The 18,455-nt window shown below is 40.5% G+C and carries 11 protein-coding genes and 1 pseudogene; 5 read left to right on the top strand and 7 right to left on the bottom strand.

Annotated elements, in window-relative coordinates:
- The first annotated feature begins 16 nt into the window (after nucleotides 1–16).
- The 4 genes from sohB to HMPREF1128_RS06020 all read left to right on the top strand — a co-directional run bounded on the left by sohB (nucleotide 17) and on the right by HMPREF1128_RS06020 (nucleotide 7,919).
- Nucleotides 17–1,069, top strand: a complete 1,053-nt coding sequence (sohB, locus tag HMPREF1128_RS06035) for a protease SohB (protein WP_007525396.1) — start codon at nucleotides 17–19, stop codon at nucleotides 1,067–1,069.
- Between the two features lie 161 nt (nucleotides 1,070–1,230).
- Complete coding sequence (locus tag HMPREF1128_RS06030) at nucleotides 1,231–3,255, top strand: TonB-dependent receptor domain-containing protein (protein ID WP_007524812.1); 2,025 nt, start codon at nucleotides 1,231–1,233, stop codon at nucleotides 3,253–3,255.
- Between the two features lie 198 nt (nucleotides 3,256–3,453).
- Complete coding sequence (locus HMPREF1128_RS06025; protein ID WP_007524297.1) at nucleotides 3,454–6,198, top strand: M16 family metallopeptidase; 2,745 nt, start codon at nucleotides 3,454–3,456, stop codon at nucleotides 6,196–6,198.
- A 50-nt stretch (nucleotides 6,199–6,248) separates the two neighbouring features.
- The gene (locus tag HMPREF1128_RS06020) at nucleotides 6,249–7,919 is read left to right on the top strand and encodes an ABC transporter ATP-binding protein/permease (RefSeq protein ID WP_007525488.1); all 1,671 of its coding nucleotides are present in this window, start codon (nucleotides 6,249–6,251) and stop codon (nucleotides 7,917–7,919) included.
- 141 nt (nucleotides 7,920–8,060) lie between these two features.
- Here HMPREF1128_RS06020 and sppA read toward each other — a convergent pair whose 3' ends face one another.
- The 3 genes from sppA to proC are packed head-to-tail and all read right to left on the bottom strand — an operon-like array spanning nucleotide 8,061 to nucleotide 11,888.
- Entirely contained in the window at nucleotides 8,061–9,902 is a 1,842-nt protein-coding gene (gene sppA, locus HMPREF1128_RS06015) for a signal peptide peptidase SppA (RefSeq protein ID WP_007524752.1), read from the bottom strand.
- 25 nt (nucleotides 9,903–9,927) lie between these two features.
- Nucleotides 9,928–11,070: a 3-phenylpropionate MFS transporter gene (locus tag HMPREF1128_RS06010; protein WP_007524351.1), complete on the bottom strand. Its 1,143-nt coding sequence runs from the start codon at nucleotides 11,068–11,070 to the stop codon at nucleotides 9,928–9,930.
- The gene (gene proC, locus HMPREF1128_RS06005) at nucleotides 11,067–11,888 is read right to left on the bottom strand and encodes a pyrroline-5-carboxylate reductase (protein ID WP_007524339.1); all 822 of its coding nucleotides are present in this window, start codon (nucleotides 11,886–11,888) and stop codon (nucleotides 11,067–11,069) included. The genes HMPREF1128_RS06010 and proC overlap by 4 nt, the downstream gene beginning before the upstream one ends.
- A 183-nt stretch (nucleotides 11,889–12,071) precedes the next feature.
- Between proC and rdgC the strand changes: the two genes are divergently transcribed.
- Nucleotides 12,072–12,977, top strand: coding sequence for a recombination-associated protein RdgC (gene rdgC, locus HMPREF1128_RS06000; protein WP_007524482.1), 906 nt, complete (start codon nucleotides 12,072–12,074; stop codon nucleotides 12,975–12,977).
- Nucleotides 12,978–13,032: 55 nt separating this feature from the next.
- Here the strand turns inward: rdgC and HMPREF1128_RS10235 are convergent.
- The 4 genes and pseudogenes from HMPREF1128_RS10235 to nrdD form a co-directional block, all read right to left on the bottom strand.
- Nucleotides 13,033–13,167: pseudogene (locus tag HMPREF1128_RS10235) on the bottom strand (IS3 family transposase); the annotation flags it as partial.
- Between the two features lie 141 nt (nucleotides 13,168–13,308).
- Complete coding sequence (locus HMPREF1128_RS05995) at nucleotides 13,309–15,561, bottom strand: TonB-dependent receptor domain-containing protein (protein WP_007524883.1); 2,253 nt, start codon at nucleotides 15,559–15,561, stop codon at nucleotides 13,309–13,311.
- Nucleotides 15,562–15,872: 311 nt separating this feature from the next.
- On the bottom strand, nucleotides 15,873–16,535 hold the full coding sequence (deoC, locus tag HMPREF1128_RS05990) for a deoxyribose-phosphate aldolase (protein ID WP_007524488.1): 663 nt from the start codon (nucleotides 16,533–16,535) through the stop codon (nucleotides 15,873–15,875).
- A 109-nt stretch (nucleotides 16,536–16,644) separates the two neighbouring features.
- Nucleotides 16,645–18,426 carry an anaerobic ribonucleoside-triphosphate reductase gene (nrdD, locus tag HMPREF1128_RS05985; RefSeq protein WP_007524256.1) on the bottom strand — a complete coding sequence of 594 codons (1,782 nt, stop codon included), beginning with the start codon at nucleotides 18,424–18,426 and terminating at the stop codon, nucleotides 16,645–16,647.
- Between the last annotated feature and the right edge of the window lie 29 nt (nucleotides 18,427–18,455).

Below are 18,455 nucleotides of genomic sequence, written 5' to 3'. Positions count from 1 at the left end.
AAAAGGATAATTATTGATGTGGAAAGAAGTTTTACTTAATTATGGTATTTTCCTACTTGAGCTACTCACGGTCTTTGGTGTGCTCGCTTTTATTGTGATGCTGATTTTAGAAGCTAAAAAACAGCCTGAAGAAGGTTCTATTTCAGTAGTCAATCTCACTGAAAAATTCACAGAACAACAAAAAGCACTTGAAGCCTGTTTTTTAAGTGAAGAAGAGCTAAAACAGCAAGAAAAAGCAGAAAAAAAAGCGGAAAAAGAGAAAGCAAAAGCTGAAAAGAAACGTTTAAAAGCTGGCGAAGAGAAGCCAGAAGAAGAGCAAAAAGCTCGTTTGTTCTTGTTAAGTTTTGAAGGTGATGTACACGCACATGGTGTGGAATCATTACGTAAAGAAATTAGTGCGATTTTGTCTATTGCTAAACCGCAAGATGAAGTATTGTTAAAATTGGAAAGTCCAGGTGGTGTGGTACATGGTTACGGTTTAGCCGCTTCTCAACTGAAACGCTTACGTGAGCGTGAAATTCCTTTAACAATTGCAGTCGATAAAGTCGCTGCAAGCGGGGGATATATGATGGCATGCCTTGCGAATAAAATTGTGGCTGCACCATTTGCGGTTATTGGTTCTGTAGGCGTAGTCGCAGAAGTGCCAAATATTCATCGCTTACTGAAAAAACATGACATTGATGTAGATGTGATGACTGCTGGCGAATATAAACGTACGGTAACTTTAATGGGCGAGAATACCGAAAAAGGGAAGCAAAAATTCCAACAAGAATTAGAAGCAACTCACCAATTATTTAAAGATTTCGTGAAAACTAACCGTCCGCAATTAGACATTGAGAAAGTAGCAACTGGGGAACATTGGTATGGTCAGCAAGCGTTAGAGTTACATTTAATCGATGAGATCTCAACCAGTGATGACTTATTGTTAACTGCGGTTAAAGAGAAAGAAGTTATCGAAATCAAATTCAAAGAGAAGAAAAAACTGGCGCAACGCATTGGTGCACAAGTGGAGCTATCGCTCGAAAATCTTATCGGTAAGCTATGGAATAAGCGCAGCCATATTATATAGTTTCTTCATATTTTAGAGAATCACGCAATTGACCGATTGCGTGATTTTTTATTTTTAGTTTAGGAAAATATCTTGATAATGAGATTGACTCTTATTTTGTTTTTGCATATATTTACGCAACTTTTACAGTTTATTATCATTCTCAATACAGGGATTTCCTTATGCAGTTTACCAAAACCAAACTTGCCGTTGCCGTATTGGCTACATTCTCTTCTTTCGCTTATGCCTCAGACACAGCACAATTAGATGTAATTAAAGTTGTGACTGAAAATACAGGGGCTAAAAGTAAAACCAATGTGGTGACTTTAAAAGATCTGAAAAAGAACACGAATGAAGATTTACGTGGCGTGTTAAGTGCAGAACCGGCAATTAACTTTGGTGGCGGTACTGGCGGAACGTCACAATGGATAACTATTCGTGGCATGGGCCAAGACCAAATTGATTTTAAAGTGGATAACACTTCAAGTGACACACCGGTTTTCCACCATCAAAGTCGCTTTATGCTTGATCCAAGTTTGATTAAAAAAATTGACGTCCGCAAAGGGGCAGGTTCTGCTAGCGCAGGCATTGGTGCAACGAGTGGTTCTATTGAAGCAACAACCGTTGATGCCAAAGACTTATTACGTGAAGGGCAGGATATCGGTTTTAAATTGAATGCGGGTGTAAGTAGTAACAAAGGCCATTCTCAAGGTGCGAGTGTTTATGGAAAAGCGGGTGGTTTTGATGCGCTTTTAAGTGGTAACTGGGAAACCAATGAAAATTACAAAGGCGGTAAAGGTTATCGCAATTTTGAAGGTTCAGATGTCGTTAAAAACAGCGCACTAGGGCAACGAGGTTTATTGGCTAAATTAGGGTATGACTTTAACGAAAATCAACGTGTAGTGATTAGCCATCGTCAAGAACGCTACCACGGTGAACGTGCTTTACGCGAAGAGTTTGATTTCTCTCAATCAAGCAAAGTAGATGCGAATGGCGCGGTGGTTTCCAATGATTCTAATAATAGTCCACGCTATCGTGTGACCACACAAGATACAACTAACCTTGAATGGCAAGGTAAAAACATGGGCTTTATTACGGAAGCAAAAGCCAATGTTTACCGTATTGAAGTTGCCCGCAAAGAACCTGCTGAAAACAGTACCACTCGAGTTTCAACGCACGGGGCAAATCTTGATTTAGACTCAGCTATTGGCGAAAACCACTGGTTAAAATATGGTGTGAACTATCGTCACCAAGAAGCAAAACCTAATGCGCTCCAAGCTTTTGCGAAAAACCGCAGAACACAAAAAGTAGAAGCAACAGGGGTAACCAATCGCCAAGAAAAAACGGATACAGGTGTTTACTTAGAAGGCATTTGGGGATTAGGTTCAGTAACACTAACGACAGGTGCACGCTACGACCACTTTAAATTTAGAGCGAATACTGGCAAAGAAGTTAGCCATGGTAGTTTTAGCCCAAGTACGGGTTTAATTTGGCAAGCAACGGATGATTTAAGTTTCAACACGAACTTAAACTTTGCAAGTCGTAGCCCTCGTCTATTTGAAGCAATGCTATCTGGAAATACCAAGCGTGATGTTGCTGACCATCTACGTGCAGAAAAAGCGCGTAATACCGAGATTGGTTTTAACTACGACGTGAATGATAATGTTTCTTTAAACGGTAGCTATTTCTGGCAAAAAGTAAAAGATGCTCATGCTATTAAAGATAATACGATTATCAATGCCGCATTATTACGTAATAAAGGTTATGAGTTAGGGGCAGCTTATAAACAAGGTGGTTTTAAATTCCGCTTAGGTATTGCAGAAAGTAAACCAGAAACCTTTACATTCAATAATGCAAGCTTAGATAATGCCGTATTTGCAGTAGCAACCGGCCGTACATGGACAAGCGAAATTTCTTATCGCTTTGAAAACCCAAGCTTAGAAATTGGCTGGAAAGGTCGCTTTGTTGAAGGTGAAAATGGTACTCCAAGCCGAGGTTCTAGCAGCAATAGTGCGGTGGTTAAACAGGCAGGTTATGGCGTGAATGACTTCTTCGCAAGTTGGGATGCAAATCAAAATTTAACGCTTAACTTTGCGGTTAATAATGCCTTTAATAAAAACTACAAGAGCCATAGCCAACGCGCAGGTGGCAATAGCTTAGCGGGAGCAGGACGCGATTTCCGCTTAAGTATGAATTACACTTTCTAACAAGCGGTTAAATTTCCAAAATCTTTTGCAAAGAACAAAGCAACAGCCAGTCGGTTGTTGCTTTTTTTATGGCATTATGTAACTTCAGCGATTCTTCAACAGCTACATAATTTTGCAAAAATTTGTTAAAATTCGACCGCTTGAAACCAGATTTCCGCTCGTTTATGCGAGGGATTTTATTTTAAAAAGGATAGAAAAATGCGAATGAAATTAACGGCATTGCTATTATTAGCCGCTTCTACTCAAGTTTGGGCAGAAAAATCAGCGCCAATTCAAGGAACACTTGAAAATGGCTTGCAGTACACAATTTTGCCGTTGCATGATGAGAAAGGGCATATTGAAATTCGTTTACGCGTGAATGCAGGAAGTGTGGATGAACAAGATGATCAAGCTGGCGTTGCACATATGATCGAACATTTGGTTTTTCGTGGTACTAAAGCACATCCAAATGGTTTAATGCCTTATTTGCATGAGCAGAAATGGGTCAAAGACAAAAATTACCATGCATTAACGACAACAGATAGCACAACATATATGCTTACGCCGCCAACGACTGCGGGATTAGATCAAAGTTTTGATGCACTCTCACAAATGGTTTTTCATGCTAACTTAACTCAAGAAGATCTCGATAGCGAACGTAAAATTATGTTAGAAGAGTGGCGCAAGGGTTTAGGCGTTGGTACAACGATAAATGAACAACGTACAGCAGTGGTTCGTGCTGATTCACGTTATGCTCGTAATAGTGTGATGGGTACAGAAAATAGTATTAACACCATGCCAGCCACACAATTACAACAATTCTATCAAAGCTGGTATGCGCCAAATAATATGCGTTTATTGGTAGTAGGGGATGTTGAGCCAGAAAAAGCAAAAGCAGACATTCAGAGATATTTTGGTGCACAGCCGACTAAAACATTACCAGTAAGAGATTATTTAGAACCACGCTTATCTGAACGTTTATTGATTACTAAATTACAAGATCCTCGTAGTGGTGTGAGTCAAATTGCCTATATATTCCGTTTTAATGAAAGCAAAAGTCACGCACAAACTGAAGAAGGACGTTATGAGCGTTTACTCGATCGCTTTGCGCTTACCGCACTAACACAGCGTTTACGCAACCAATCTAGCCAACTACCCAAAGGGGTGTCAACGTTAGTCGTGCGTAAATCTGACATTGGCCACCAAACTGCTGCGCTCGGTATTTTTGCAAGTGTAGATCCAATCGCGCATTTGAAAGGTTTATCTCAAATTAGCGAAGAGATTGCTCGTATTAAACAATATCCGATTACGGCAGAAGAGCTTGAAAGATACAAAAAACCATTATTATCACAAATTGAACACGCCAAAAAACATACCGGTGATCGGGATTTTGCTAAATGGGTACAAGCAATGAATGAAACAGTTTTGAAAGATAAACCGTTTTTAACACAACCAGAATTAGCAACACGTATGGAAGCATTATTGCCAAAAATTACGCCAGAAGCCGTTAATGCCCGTATTCAATCTTGGTTAAGTGCAACCGACCGTTTGGTTAATTACCAGCCGCCACTTGAAACAAAATTGACACTGACTGAAACGGAAATCAATCAGGCCATTGCTGATGGTCAAACTCGCGAAATTGTAGCTCCTCAACCTGCAAAAGACATTTTACCAATGTCGTTAGAAAATGTTGAAGGTAAGGGAAGCATTACTGAGGAGCAAGCTTTTGATGCAGAGCAAGTGAAGCATTGGCGACTTTCTAATGGTGATAAAGTTGTTTGGTTAAAAAGTCCTTTGGCTAAAGAGGCCACCTTTTTTGCTGCAGAAAGTTCGGCAGGCTTTAAGGCTGAAGGACTTAATCCGTGGCAAAGTCAGTTAGCTTCGCAATTAGTTGAGAAAAATGCACCGCTTGATTGGGAGGCTGAACAGCTTGGCCAATGGAAAAGTGAACATAAAGTGAATTTTTCGATTAAGCAAGATGCGAATAAATTACTTTTAAGCGGGAATGTTGAAAATAGTGAGTTAGCGAATTTATTGCGCCTATTTTATGCTTACACCTTAGAGACTAAGGTAAAAGAAGGGTTAGATGAAGGCAAAAAAGGTATTTTATCGACGCTCAAAATACGCGAAGAAAAGGCTGATGAAGCAGCTCAAGTAAAATCGTTAATTGAGCTACGTTACGGTTCGGGTAGTACTGATGATAGCTTGCCAACGAAAGCAGAGCTTGAACAGCTGACTGCAACGGCATTGGATGAGCAGTGGACGAAAATGATGCGTGCCCCAACAACATATTATTTGATGAATAATATGGAGGAAGCACAAGTTAAAGCATTGGTCACCCAATATCTTGCGGATTTCCCAAGAAGTAAGCGGTTAAATTCAACGCAAGGTTTACCAACAGAAGGGAAAGCTAAAACGGTATTAACTATCAACGGTGCATCAAAAGATGATATTCGTATTTGGAGTTTTACCTCACATCAATGGCAAGCTAAAGATGCAGTACTTGTTTCATTGTTGCGTAATATTGCAACTGAGAAACTAAAAACGGCATTAAAAGAGGAGCAATTAAGCGTATATAGTTTGCGTTTTGAAAGTACGTTGAACCCACAAACAGATCGTATTGAGAGCGAGTTGGCATTTACTGCAAATCCTGAAATGACCGAAAAATTGATTGCACGAGCAAAAACGGTATTTGATGAGTTACCAAATCAAATTACAGAAGAAGATGTGCAGCAAGCAAAAGCCGCGTTTATTAAGGCGGAGAAAGAGCGTCTCAATGCGCCAGAAACTTGGCTTTCACGCTTAATCTTAAGTGAAAATCAGCTGAGTACACCAGCGTATTTAAGTGAAATGAAGCAACTTGCCGATCACATTACACGAGAAAACATGCAAGCGATAGCAAACCAAATTTTTTCTAGTGAGAATGAGAAAATCTTTATTACCACGCCGAAAAAATCTAATTAACCTTTCATGGGCGAAGTAAAACTTCGCCCATCTTTTCTAAAGCATAATTTATGAGAGACTTTTTTAAAAATTTTTATCAACTTTGTCGCCCATATTGGGGAAATAAAAAACATTGGTTAGCTTGGCTAATTGCGCTGGTAGTCATCGGTATTGGCTCAACTATAACTTACTTAAATGTACTTATCGCGGATTGGTCAAAAGGCTTTTATGATTCACTTTCTAATTTAGAAATTGAGAAATCTTATAGCTTATTAGGGGATTATTTCCTTTATATTTCCATTTTCATTGTTATCAATGTTTATCGGGTTTGGTTGCGTAAATTACTGATTATTCGTTGGCGGGAATTTATGACCCACCACTTTTTGAATAAATGGCTTTCTAAGCAAATTTATTACCGTCTTGCTTACCAAAAAAAGATGGAAAACCCTGATCAACGTATTGCTGAAGATATTAGCATTTTCATTGAATACACCATTGAGCTTACCCTTTCGCTGATTTTTAACATTATCCAGCTTTGGGCATTTTTTATGGTACTTTGGAGACTAGCAAGTTCACCAGAAATCAATCTTTTCGGGCATACTTTTGTCGTGGATGGTTATTTAGTTTGGGTGGCGGCAATTTATGCTGGATTAGGTACGATTATTACCCATTTGATTGGGCGAAAATTACATACGCTTAACTACCAACAACAAGTCTTTGAAGCAAACTTCCGTACGAGTTTAATACGCAAGCAAGATAATGCAGAACAAATTGCGCTTTATAAAGGGGAACAAGCTGAAAAAGTTCGTCTTGCAGATAGCTTTAAAGAGATTGTCCGCAACTGGCGTTTATTGATGGATAAAGAAAAGCATTTGAGCTTTTTTACCGTAGGTTATGAGCGTTTTGCGTTATTGATGCCGGTGCTATTTTCTATGCCGTTACTGGCAGCCAAAGTGATTACTTTTGGTGGCATTATGCAAATTCGCACAGCATTTTCTGTGGTCTTTGACGGATTTAGCTGGTTAGTATTTGCGTATTCCAGTTTGCCGAAATGGTCTTCAGCGATTAAGCGTTTAAGCCAACTTAAACAAGAAATGGATGCACTTGATCAACTAATTGCTGCCGAAACAGTACCAACGGATAAATTATTAGAGACAGAAAATCTCGCGATTTACACACCTGAAAATCAACGTCTATTGAGCAATCTTTCTTTAGCGGTAGATGGACAAAAATGGATTTGTCTTAAAGGGAAAAGTGGGTTAGGTAAATCGACCCTGTTACGTGTATTAAGTGGTATTTGGCAGCACTATGATGGACAATTTAAAACGCCAAATCGTTCCAGCTTATTGGTGCCACAGCGTAGCTATTTGAATGAAGGAACATTGGCGGAAGTGTTGAGTTATCCTAATGAAAGTTGTTATGGCCATGCAGAAATGAATTATGCCTTGCGGGCGGTTGGGTTAGAGCAATGGCAAGATCGCTTAAATGAACAACATAGCTGGCAACATATTTTCTCTGGTGGTGAACAACAACGTATTGCTTTTGCACGCGTGCTGCTGAATAAGCCAGAAGTCATTTATTTAGATGAAGCAACCAGCAGTTTAGATGGCGTTGCCGCACAATCCATGTTTAATTTAATTAAGCAGCAACTGCCAACTGCTTCTGTTATTTTCATTACTCATCAACAAGAATTGATGCATTTTGCCGATGAAGTGATTGATTTAACCGCTTATCAAGGTTAATAAATTGGGATTGAAAGTCCCATAAAACACACCTAAAACCATAATAAGAAGGGCGTACTTGCTGGTACGCCCTTTGTCTAGAGATTTCAAACCGCTTAGGTTGCGTTACAAGCGGTTAAATTTCTTTTGAAACTTGCAAAATTATCGCACTTTGGCACAAGCTAGACAGTATAGATAACTGTTTTTCGGATCATTGAATTTTTTCATGACATCCGTTGCTTGTTTAGCTTGTTTAGCAACAGGTAAGTCGAATAAGCTAGCTAACTGATATTGCGCATTTTGCTTCATGTTGCGTGAAAGTTCGCCGAAAAATGAGTTATCTTCAGCGGTAAACCACTGTACTTTCTTGGGTGCATTTTCCTCATTTTGACTAATAATCATCTGATGTAACAGATTTACTGCGAAATCAAAATCACCCAATTCATCAACCAATCCTGATTGATAAGCATCTTTGCCAATCCACACTTGACCTTGAGCAATGTAATCCACGTCTTCTTCTGTCATTCCACGCCCTTGGCTGACTAATCTTAGGAATTGTTGATAGCCATTTTCGATGTTCAGTTGAATGAGACGGCGTTGTTCTTCACTGAGCGGTTTTAAGCCACTGATGTTTGCCAGTTTTGATGTAGCAATGCCATCTTCGCGAATCCCTAAATTTTTAGCCGTTTGTTCAAAGTTAAACATGACGCCGAAAATACCAATTGAACCAGTAAGGGTGTTAGCATCGGCGACGATTTTGTCTGAGGTTGCTGCAATCCAATAACCCCCAGAGGCTGCCATGCCCCCCATTGATGCCACAACAGGTTTACCGCTTGCTTGTACTTCATTGACCGCTTGACGAATCAGCTCAGAAGCAACTGCGCTGCCACCTGGGCTGTTAATGCGTAGAATTAACCCTTTAGCATCTTTGTCTTCTTTCACACGTTGGAGTGTTTTTACAATGGTTTCGCTGCCAGCAGTATCTTCTGTGCTTTCCCCCATCGTAATTTCACCTTCTACGGTAACAACGGCAATTTTGTTTTCATGGGTTTCTTCAAATCGATCAGGGATTTCAGTTAAGTAATCTTCCAGTTCGATGAAGTTAGGTTCATGTTTCTCTGGTAGCTTAAAATCATCACGAAGCTGGCGTTTTAACGCTTCTTCACCACTAAAGAGCTGATTAACTAAGCCTTGTTTTAGGGCATATTGCGCATCATTGCCAGAAACTTCTTGATAGCGTTTTAGCAAAATTGGCAGTTCAGGTAACACAGCTTCTTTAGCAATTTTGCGGTTTTCACTAATGGTTTCACTCACTTGTGACCACATAGCACTTAACCAAAGTGATGCATTTCCTTTCGCTTCTGGCGACATATTATCGCGAATTAACGGCTCGACAGCTGATTTGTAAGTCCCCACGCGGAAAATTTCAGGTTTAGCCTCAATCTTATCAAATAGGGATTTGAAGTAGAGTGGGGTATAACTCAAACCATGAATATCCACTGCACCCGCTTGGTTGAGATAGATTTTATCGGCAAAAGAGGCTAAGTAATATTGCGCTTGGGAATAAAGTACGCCAACCGCCACAATCGGCTTATTCTCTTTGCGGAAATTTTTAAGCTTATTGCCTAAATAGGTCAGTGCAGGGTAATCCGCATCTTGTAGCTTGCCTAAATCTAAAACAATCCCTTCAATGCGTGAATCATTTGCTGCTTGTTCGATGGCTAAAGCGATATCAAAAGTAGAGTATTTTTGTGGCTCTTGTTGATGATTCAGTTCTGAATTAAGCAAACGATAGAGGTCACCATATTCTTCCGGATTATCTGCTAAATAGCCGTTTAAGCGTAAGGTAAGAAAGCCAGATTTAATCGGTGGTGTGTGATTACTGCTTGTAAAAAGTGAAGTAAATACAAAGCAAATCATCACAAAGACTACAAAAAACAGACTGAGCACAAATTCTCGAATCATTCGAAAAATTTGATAGAGCGTTTTAAACATTTTTAACACAGTGAGTCCTTAAATATAACCGTTTTTACGCAGCGCGTTTTTTCGGTAAAAGAAAAAATGATGGCACAACTAAAATTGCCATTAAATAGAAACTATTTGTTGGGGAGTCATTATAGACAAATCCCGCTAACAACGTGAAGAGTGCCATGACAGCACAGCTAGCTAAACCAAAATAGAGACCTTGTAGCTTCGGTATATGATCACTCGGTTGTGTCGAAATATAGCGAATAATTGCATAATGGTTCAAGGCATAACTACAAGCATGCAATAATTGAGAAAACACAATGAGCGGAAGGCTTTCGCTATTAGCAATAATGATCCAACGAATAATGGTGCCAATTGCGCTTAATAGCATCAATCGTGCAAGTGGTTGTGTGCCAAATATGCGTTTAGCAATAAAAAATAATCCCATTTCTGCAATGACCGCAATGCCCCATAACCAGCTGGTAATTTGTGTAGAAATACCGATAGATTGCCAATAAATTGAACCATAGGCGTAATAAGCCGCATGGCTGGCTTGTACGAGTGATGCAATAATCAGCATTTTTGCGGTGGTGGGTTGTTTGAATACAGCCCAGTAGCTCGTTGATGCAGCTTGCTTTTGCGTTACCTCTTCAAATCCTACTCGCGGCGAGAGCATTTGTACAATACAAAAGGCTAATAAGGTGGCACTTAATATCATTAAAATAACCGATTCACCTGAAAATCCCACAATATAACCGGTAAGTAAAGCTCCCACCACGAATGCGAGCGAACCGCATAACCGTGCTTTGGCATAGTCCATTCCTTGTTGCTGTTGCCAGCTTGAGGCAATCGTATCGCTCATCGGGATTCCTGCACCATTTAACAGATGAAACAAGCCAAATGCAGGGAATAACAGCCAGAAGCTATCCGCAGCGAATCCCATCAGCGCGACCGCGAATAAACTTCCCCAAGCGAGTTTTCGGCTCATCGGAATCAGTTGGTTAAGTTGTTTGATTCGGCTAGAGAAAAATAATCCGCCACTAAAACGAAATAGATAACCTAAAGAGAGCAATAAGCCGATAATTTCAGTATCGTAGCCGACTGATTTTAGCCATACAGGCAGAAAGGGTAGTACTACACCGTAAGCACAATAGTAACCAAAGAAGTTTGCGGCAGACCATTGAAAGGCAGTCGGTTTTATCATAATGATTTTTCCATTTCTTCAGCCCGTAAAATGGCTGCTTGCATTGCTTGTTTGACTGTGTCAGCCAAATGAGCTTGTTCAAAAACGGCTAACGCTTGTGCAGTGGTACCACCTTTAGATGTGACATTTTCTCTTAAGGTCGAAAGTTGCGTTTGAGGATGTGCTGCCACTAATTTAGCCGCCCCAAGTGCAGCTTGTTGGACTAATAGACGGGCATCTTCCGCGCTAAATCCCATTTCTTCTGCACTTTGTTGCATGGCTTCCATAAAACGGAAGAAATAAGCTGGGCTAGAGCCAGTAATCGCAATAATTTGGTTAATTTGTGCTTCTTCTTTTACCCAATAACAGCGCCCAACAGCAGATATCAGTTGTTCAGCAAGCTGGCAAGCGGTCGGATTTGTGCCAGCTTTTGCAAATAGCCCCGTTAGTCCTTCACCAATTAAGGCAGGTGTATTGGGCATAGTGCGGATAATCGTTTGAGCACTTGGAAGAAGCGCTTGGAGTCGTGCAGTTGAAATCCCTGCTGCAACAGAAATTACCGTTTTGGTGCTAAAATCAACACCATCAAATTCGCTACACACTTCTGCCATCACTTGTGGTTTTACCGCAAGAATTACCACATTAGCGGCTTCAACCGCTTCTTGATTGCTTTTCGGGAGTTGGACACCTAATGCCTGAAGTGAGGCGCGACGTTCTAGGTTACTTTTATTGCACGCTAAAATCTGATGAGCAGGATAGCCGCTATTAAGCAAGCCTTGAATAATGGCAAAAGCCATATTGCCGGTGCCAATAAAGGCAAGTTTAGGCGTTAAGGTCATATAGTCTCCAATCAGAAAGCCAAATTGGCACTATTGTACAATAAATGCGAATGCTTGTTATAGATTCCGTTTTGCAAAAAATCGGCAAATTCTGACCGCTAGTGTTTTCTCTTGTATTTGCGTTAGGGCGAAGGGGCAAAATCTGCTAGAATTTCTCCATTTTAATCAAACCGAGAAAGAGCCATGTGGTTTAAAAATGTTATGATTTATCGCCTCACCAGCGAATTAACTTTAGAAAGTGAAAGTTTAGAAGCGCAGTTGCAAGCCTGCCAATTTCATCCATGCTCGCAGCATGATATGAGCCAATTTGGTTGGAGCGAACCGTTAAGTGGTGCGCCGTTATTGCATTTTGCGCAAGGTAAGCAATTTTTATTGGTTGCCCATAAAGAAGAAAAGTTACTTCCTGCGAATGTGGTGAAAAAAGAGGTCGAATTACGCATTCAAGAGTTAGAAACCAAAGAAGCACGCATGTTGAAGAAAACCGAAAAACAAGCGGTGAAAGATCAGGTTGTTTCGGTGCTATTGCCACGCGCTTTTAGCAAACATCAATTTACGGCGATTTGGATTGATTTAGACACCCAATTAGTTTATGTCGATGCTGCCTCAAGTAAGCGAGCGGAAGATGCGTTAGCGTTATTGCGTAAAACGCTAGGCTCATTACCGGTAGTGCCAATTTCATTTACGATTCCACCAATCGAAGTGATGACCCGCTGGATTGCTCAAGATGATGCACCAAATTGGTTAACTTTATTAGAAGAGGCAGAACTTAAAGCATTTGACACCGACAGCATTATTCGTTGTAAACGTCAAGATTTAAGCGCAGAAGAGATTAGCCAACACTTACAAGCGGGCAAATTTGTGACGAAATTAGCGATTGAGTGGGAAAATCATTTTTCTTGTGTCTTAAATGAAGATGCTACGCTTTCCCGCTTGAAATTTGCGGATGTTGTGCGCGAGAAAAATGATGATATCTTAAAAGAAGATGTCGCTCAGCGCTTTGATGCAGATTTCTTGTTAATGACGGCAGAGCTACAGCAATTTAGTGAAAAATTGATTGAAGCATTTGGTGGCATGCAAGCTCGTATTTAGAGGGATAAGGAAAACGCCTGCAAAGCAAATGATCTGACCCCAAAAAGTTAGACTGTTATTTAAAGGACTGCTTTCGATATTGTATCGGACTCAGTCCTTTTAATTTTAATTGGATTCGTTCTTCATTATAGTACCGCACATAATCATTGATAACCTTTTCAAGTTCATCAATGTTAGTAAACGATTTCTCGGCAATTTTTTAACCGCTTGTAACAGCATTTCTTGCACTAACGTTGATTGTCTTTAGTCATAAAAAATCTGCACCTTAATCAGTTAGAAGTTTAGTCTAACTTTTGTGGTGCAGATCAAGAACCTGTGGGGTTTGGTTTAATTAGAACTCATAACGTAAGCCAACGTTAAAGTTGCGACCTGGTGCACTATAGCGATCCGCATTTTGTGAGGTGATCGCCATTGGAATACTTGCCGCTGGGCGACCTTGGTCTTGGGTCGCTTTACTTAACAAGGCAAGATAAGAAATATCGTTCCAGTTCCAATATTTTTTATCAAACAAGTTATTCACATTTGCCGTTAATGTGAGGTTCGCCGTTGGTTTCCAATATGCCCCTAAATCAAAGAGTGAGTAGCCACCTGTTGGGTTGTAAAGGTAAGATGAAGATTGTTCGATATCTTTATCTGATTTACCACGGTTATATGTCCATTGAATGTTAGCCCCAAATTGTTCACCTTCATAACCAAAACCAAGTTTGGTTTTCATTGGTTGAATGCTGTTAATTGGGGTTTTCACGCCGTTATTTTCCGCTTTACCACGAGAGTATGAGAAGCCTGCAAGGGTGTAGAAATCGTCATAGAATTTCCATTTTGCATCAGCCGTTACGCCATACACTTTAGCTTTATCTAAGTTGTCGTATTGAATAAAGTTGGTGTAGCCATTGGTTGGTTTTGACACCCAATCAATGAAGTTGTGGTAACGGTTGTAATAACCTGTTACAAGATATTCCAAGCGATCCGATTTTCCTTTAAAACCAAGCTCGAAGTTGTCTGCCGTTTCTGCTTTTAGGTTTGGATTCCCCACCACCGCAACGGTTGCACTTTGCACACCCGCTGGGGTTCTAAATGAAACGCTCTCTAAGAAATAAGAGGTTAATTGTTGAGCAGATGGTGTTCTCACCCCACGAGAATATTGTGCATATGGAATAAACTCATCAGATTGGCGGTATTCAATACTTAATTTCGGAGCAAATTCCGTATCAGATTGTTTTTTCGGTTGCAGAGCTTCTGTCATATTGCTTTGGTAAGCGGTCGGTTTTACGCGGTAATATGCAAAGCCCACTTGAGGCGTTACCACCAATTTGCCAAAGGCGATCTCATCTTCGAAGTAACCTGTTACTTTATCTTGCTTAATACCTGCACTTGGATTGCCGTTAAAATACGCACTACCAAGTATTGAATATGGCATATTCGCATAAGCTGGGCGTTCATAATGCAAGTGGTTGCTAGATTTTGTGTGTGCGTAAGTGAGGCCATAACGCAAGATGTGTGGAATTTCACCATCAATATAGCTCATCAAATTGGTGTTGATGCCGTAAGTTTCGTCACGGAAAAGCGTATCTTCTTGGCGATAATTGCGTGAGCCTAAACGGTAGCGATAGTTTTCAGATTTCGCATCTTGGTAGTAAATTTGCGTTTTCGCATTTTGCACGAAACCTTGATCGCTGTTGTAATCGTGGCTAATCGAGAAACGATCACGTTTTACGCGGTCAATTGCATAGCCTTTAGATTGCACGCCAGTGCCGCTATCAATGTTGGTGTCGGTAAGACTTAATAAATCGGTATGCGTTTTTTTGCGTTGGTGTTCATACACAAAGCCGATGCGATTTTGATCGTTAAGCTGGTAGTAATGTTTGGTTAACACATAGTTTTGTTGCGTATCGGCTGGGTTTGGCTCGGTGCGAGTAACCCCCGTGCCTGCGTTAGAGCCTTTATTTTCAGTTTGAGCACCGTCTCGAATGGTGGTCATCACCATACCTTGATAAGCTCCTGTTTTCACCGCACCACCTAATGTGCCGTAGATGGAGTTATCAACGCTGTTGTAACCTGTGCCAAAAAAGCCGCCTGCGGCGTTGCCTTTGTGAAGATCAGAAGGTTCAAGGGTGGCAAAATTCACGCTACCCGATAGGCTATTTTGCGAACCTGCATATTGCACATCAGCACTGCGTAAGCCCGATGTTTCCACGTAATCGGTGCGACCAAATTCTGAACCGTAAGAGATAAAATGTTTCGCTTCTTGAGCTTCTGGCAGCGGAATGCCATCAACGGTGGTGGTTACTCGGTTGGCTTGTAAACCACGAATATTCACGCCTTCACCGCCTGAACGTGAGCCGTTAAGTTGGCTGACGTTAACGTCCATTTTGCCCCCAAATAAGGCTTTCACATCTTTGGCTTGTTTAAGGAAAATCGCTTGGCGATCAACTTGCGTGTTCACTAATGCATCACTGGTTGCAATCGTAGAAACGACAACTTCGTCTAATTTCACCGATTTTTCGGAGGCTTGTTCTTGAGCAAAAGCAGGATAAGCACAGCAAAGTGCAACAAGAGAAGCGAGTTTGGTTGGTTTGGTTTGCATAGAGGTGTCCTTAATATTTAGTCAAATAAAATTATCACACTAACAATTGCGAATAGTTCTTATTATATCTACTAATTGTTGAGATGTCCTACTAAAAAACTCTATTTTGTTTTTTGGTTAAATTTTGACTATAACAAGCGGTAAATTTTACTCCACGTTTTGTAACTTCCGCTGATTTCACTTTGTTTTCACTCAATTTCACCTAGAAAAAAGCCCCTTTTAATGATCTGCCCCCCAAAAGTTAGAAGTTTAGTCTAACTTTTGGGGGGCAGATCAAAAATGCAGGCGTTTTTTCTTTGTTGATGAACGTTTTATTTCTCTGCAGTTAAGCCTTCAAGAATCGCAATACCTGCACTAGCACCGATGCGGCTTGCACCTGCTTCAATCATATTCAGTGCAGTTTGTGTATCTCGAATACCGCCGGAGGCTTTTACGCCGATTTCGCCAACAGTTCGTTTCATTAAGGCAACATGCTCAACTGTTGCGCCTGCTTTATTAAAGCCGGTTGAAGTTTTTACAAAGGCAACGCCAATTGTTTTACAGATTTCGCAAAGTTTAATAATTTCTGCTTCAGAAAGTAGGCAAGTTTCTAAAATGACTTTCAATGGTACTGCTTGGCAAATATCAAACACGGCTTGAATATCTTCTTGCACTTTTTCCCATTGTTGTGATTTCACCCAACCAATATTGACTACCATATCAATTTCTTCTGCGCCAGCTTCAATCGCTTGCGCTGTTTCAAAGGCTTTTACTACGCTCGCATTTGCCCCCAAAGGAAAGCCAACTACAGTACAAATTTTAACGACAGAATCTGCTAAGGCTTGTTTAGCCAATGGAATATGGCAAGGGTTAATACAAACAGAATAGAAATGATGCTGGCGAGCTTCTTCGCATAAAGCCAAAATATCGGCTTCGGTTTTTTCGGCACTTAATGCTGTGTGATCGATATATTGAGCGAGTTGTTGCGCGTTCATAAAATTTCCTTTTAAAGATGAATTGAGTTTGTCCAATATACGACAAGCGGTCTTTTTTGCAACAAACTTTGCAAAAAAGACCGCTTGTTTATTCAGATTTCAAGTGTTTTTATGCTGCTTTTCTGTGGTAGAAACGCAAGCCATGTTCTTTTTGGCGCGCGCTACTGAAAGCTGAAACGCGTTTTAAATAGCCAATGACGCGTGTGCCGTAATCAATATTGCTTGAACCACATTTTGCACATTGATGTCGGGTACGTTTATCAATGTGTTGGCATTCATTACAAATAGTAATTTTGACATTCACGCAGAAGTAGTTACAGCCAGTTTTGGCGGCAATATCTAATAATGAACGGTAGCCCGACTGCGGTAATGCTTCGTCTAAATTCAAGTGTAAAGCCGAGCCGCCATCAAGCCATTCAATTAGTTCTTTTCCATGCAATAGGAATTTATCGAGTGCGTTAATTTCTTCATCTTCTACGACATAGAAGTAAGAGTTATAGCATTCTCTTGGCACAAAATAGCCATCCGCTTTATCCCATTTTGCATTTTTTACGCCTAAGTTTTCTGCGGGTACAAACTCGGTATTGAATTTCACGCCATATTTTTTAGACGCGGCTTGGTTTGCTTGGAAAATAATTTTCAAACGTTCTTGAACAAAGGCCATATATTCTGGGTTGTAACCGACAGTAAGACCTTGCGATTCAGCAGCTTCTACCATACCGTTAATCCCGATGGTTAAGAATTGTTTATCTAGCGAAATGAAACCTGCATCATAGACTGGTAGCATGCCAGCTTCGAGATATTCTTCCATCAATTTACGATAAGCATATTGATATTGATGAATTTTGCTGACTTCTGTGGCTAAATCTCGCCCATCTTGCACTAAACGATTCATGTTGATGGTAATGACATTGATTGAACCGGTTGCCACACCGCCTGCGCCTAATGAATAAGAGAAAGTGTGGTCAGCAATTTCATTGCGTAGGCGACAGCAAGAAGCTAATGAATCCGGATTATCTGATTGGTAAATAAAGAATGCATTACCTTCAGCAAGTTCTTGTGCCACTTCATCTGCAAAGGCGCTATCTTTGCATTTGCCTTGCTCAGTGAGCATGGCGGCTGTTACTACAGGGAAGGTGAGAATCGCTTTGGTGCGTTCTTGATTAAACCAACGCATGAAAAAGCGTTGTAATTTAGCTGTACTTTCCCAGTTAGGGCGTTCAAAGTCAGGGAAAATAAAATTCCCGAACATGGCATCAAAGTAGTATTGATCGTAGATAGAAATGTTCCAGAAAACACTTTGATAGCCACGTGCAGCAGCAGGTTGGTTAATGCTGTAAACCACTTGTTGCAGGTGATTTTCTATCTCTTTACGATGCGTTTCTAAATAATTGTCACCAAAATCTTTACGGGCGAAATAGTCAAAATAGGTAAGAAATTCAACCGTTGCAACGGCTCCTGCAAATTGTGAGCTAACGGCAAACACAAAGTTAATGAAAGATCCGCAAAACGAAGCTAAATGTTTTGGTGCTTGTGATTCGCCTCCAAGTTTGCTTAATCCTTCGCGTAAGAAGGGGTATATCGTCACCGAAACGCAATAAGGTTTAAGACTGGTTTCATCATGCACATAAATCTCATGCGCTTCAATTTGGCGAAGGTATTCGTCAGCTAAAGCTTGCCCGAAAAGTTCACGAATTTTACCACTGACTTTGGCGCGGTTGATTTGCACAAAGAAATCTTTCATCAACTCTTGTTCCATAGTGGCAATATTTTTTTGCGTGACATTGGCATTTGCATCTAGCTTTGAGCCATCAGCTGCGTTTTTCGCTTGAATGTATTCATCAATAAAAGAGAGCTTTTGGTTAAGTTGCTCTGGGTGAAGTCTAATCATTATGTCTCCTGATTTGATAATCAATCCGC

It is taken from the genome of Haemophilus sputorum HK 2154, assembly GCF_000287615.1.
Lineage (GTDB): Bacteria > Pseudomonadota > Gammaproteobacteria > Enterobacterales > Pasteurellaceae > Haemophilus_A > Haemophilus_A sputorum.
This window is presented reverse-complemented; position numbering and strand designations above follow the sequence as displayed.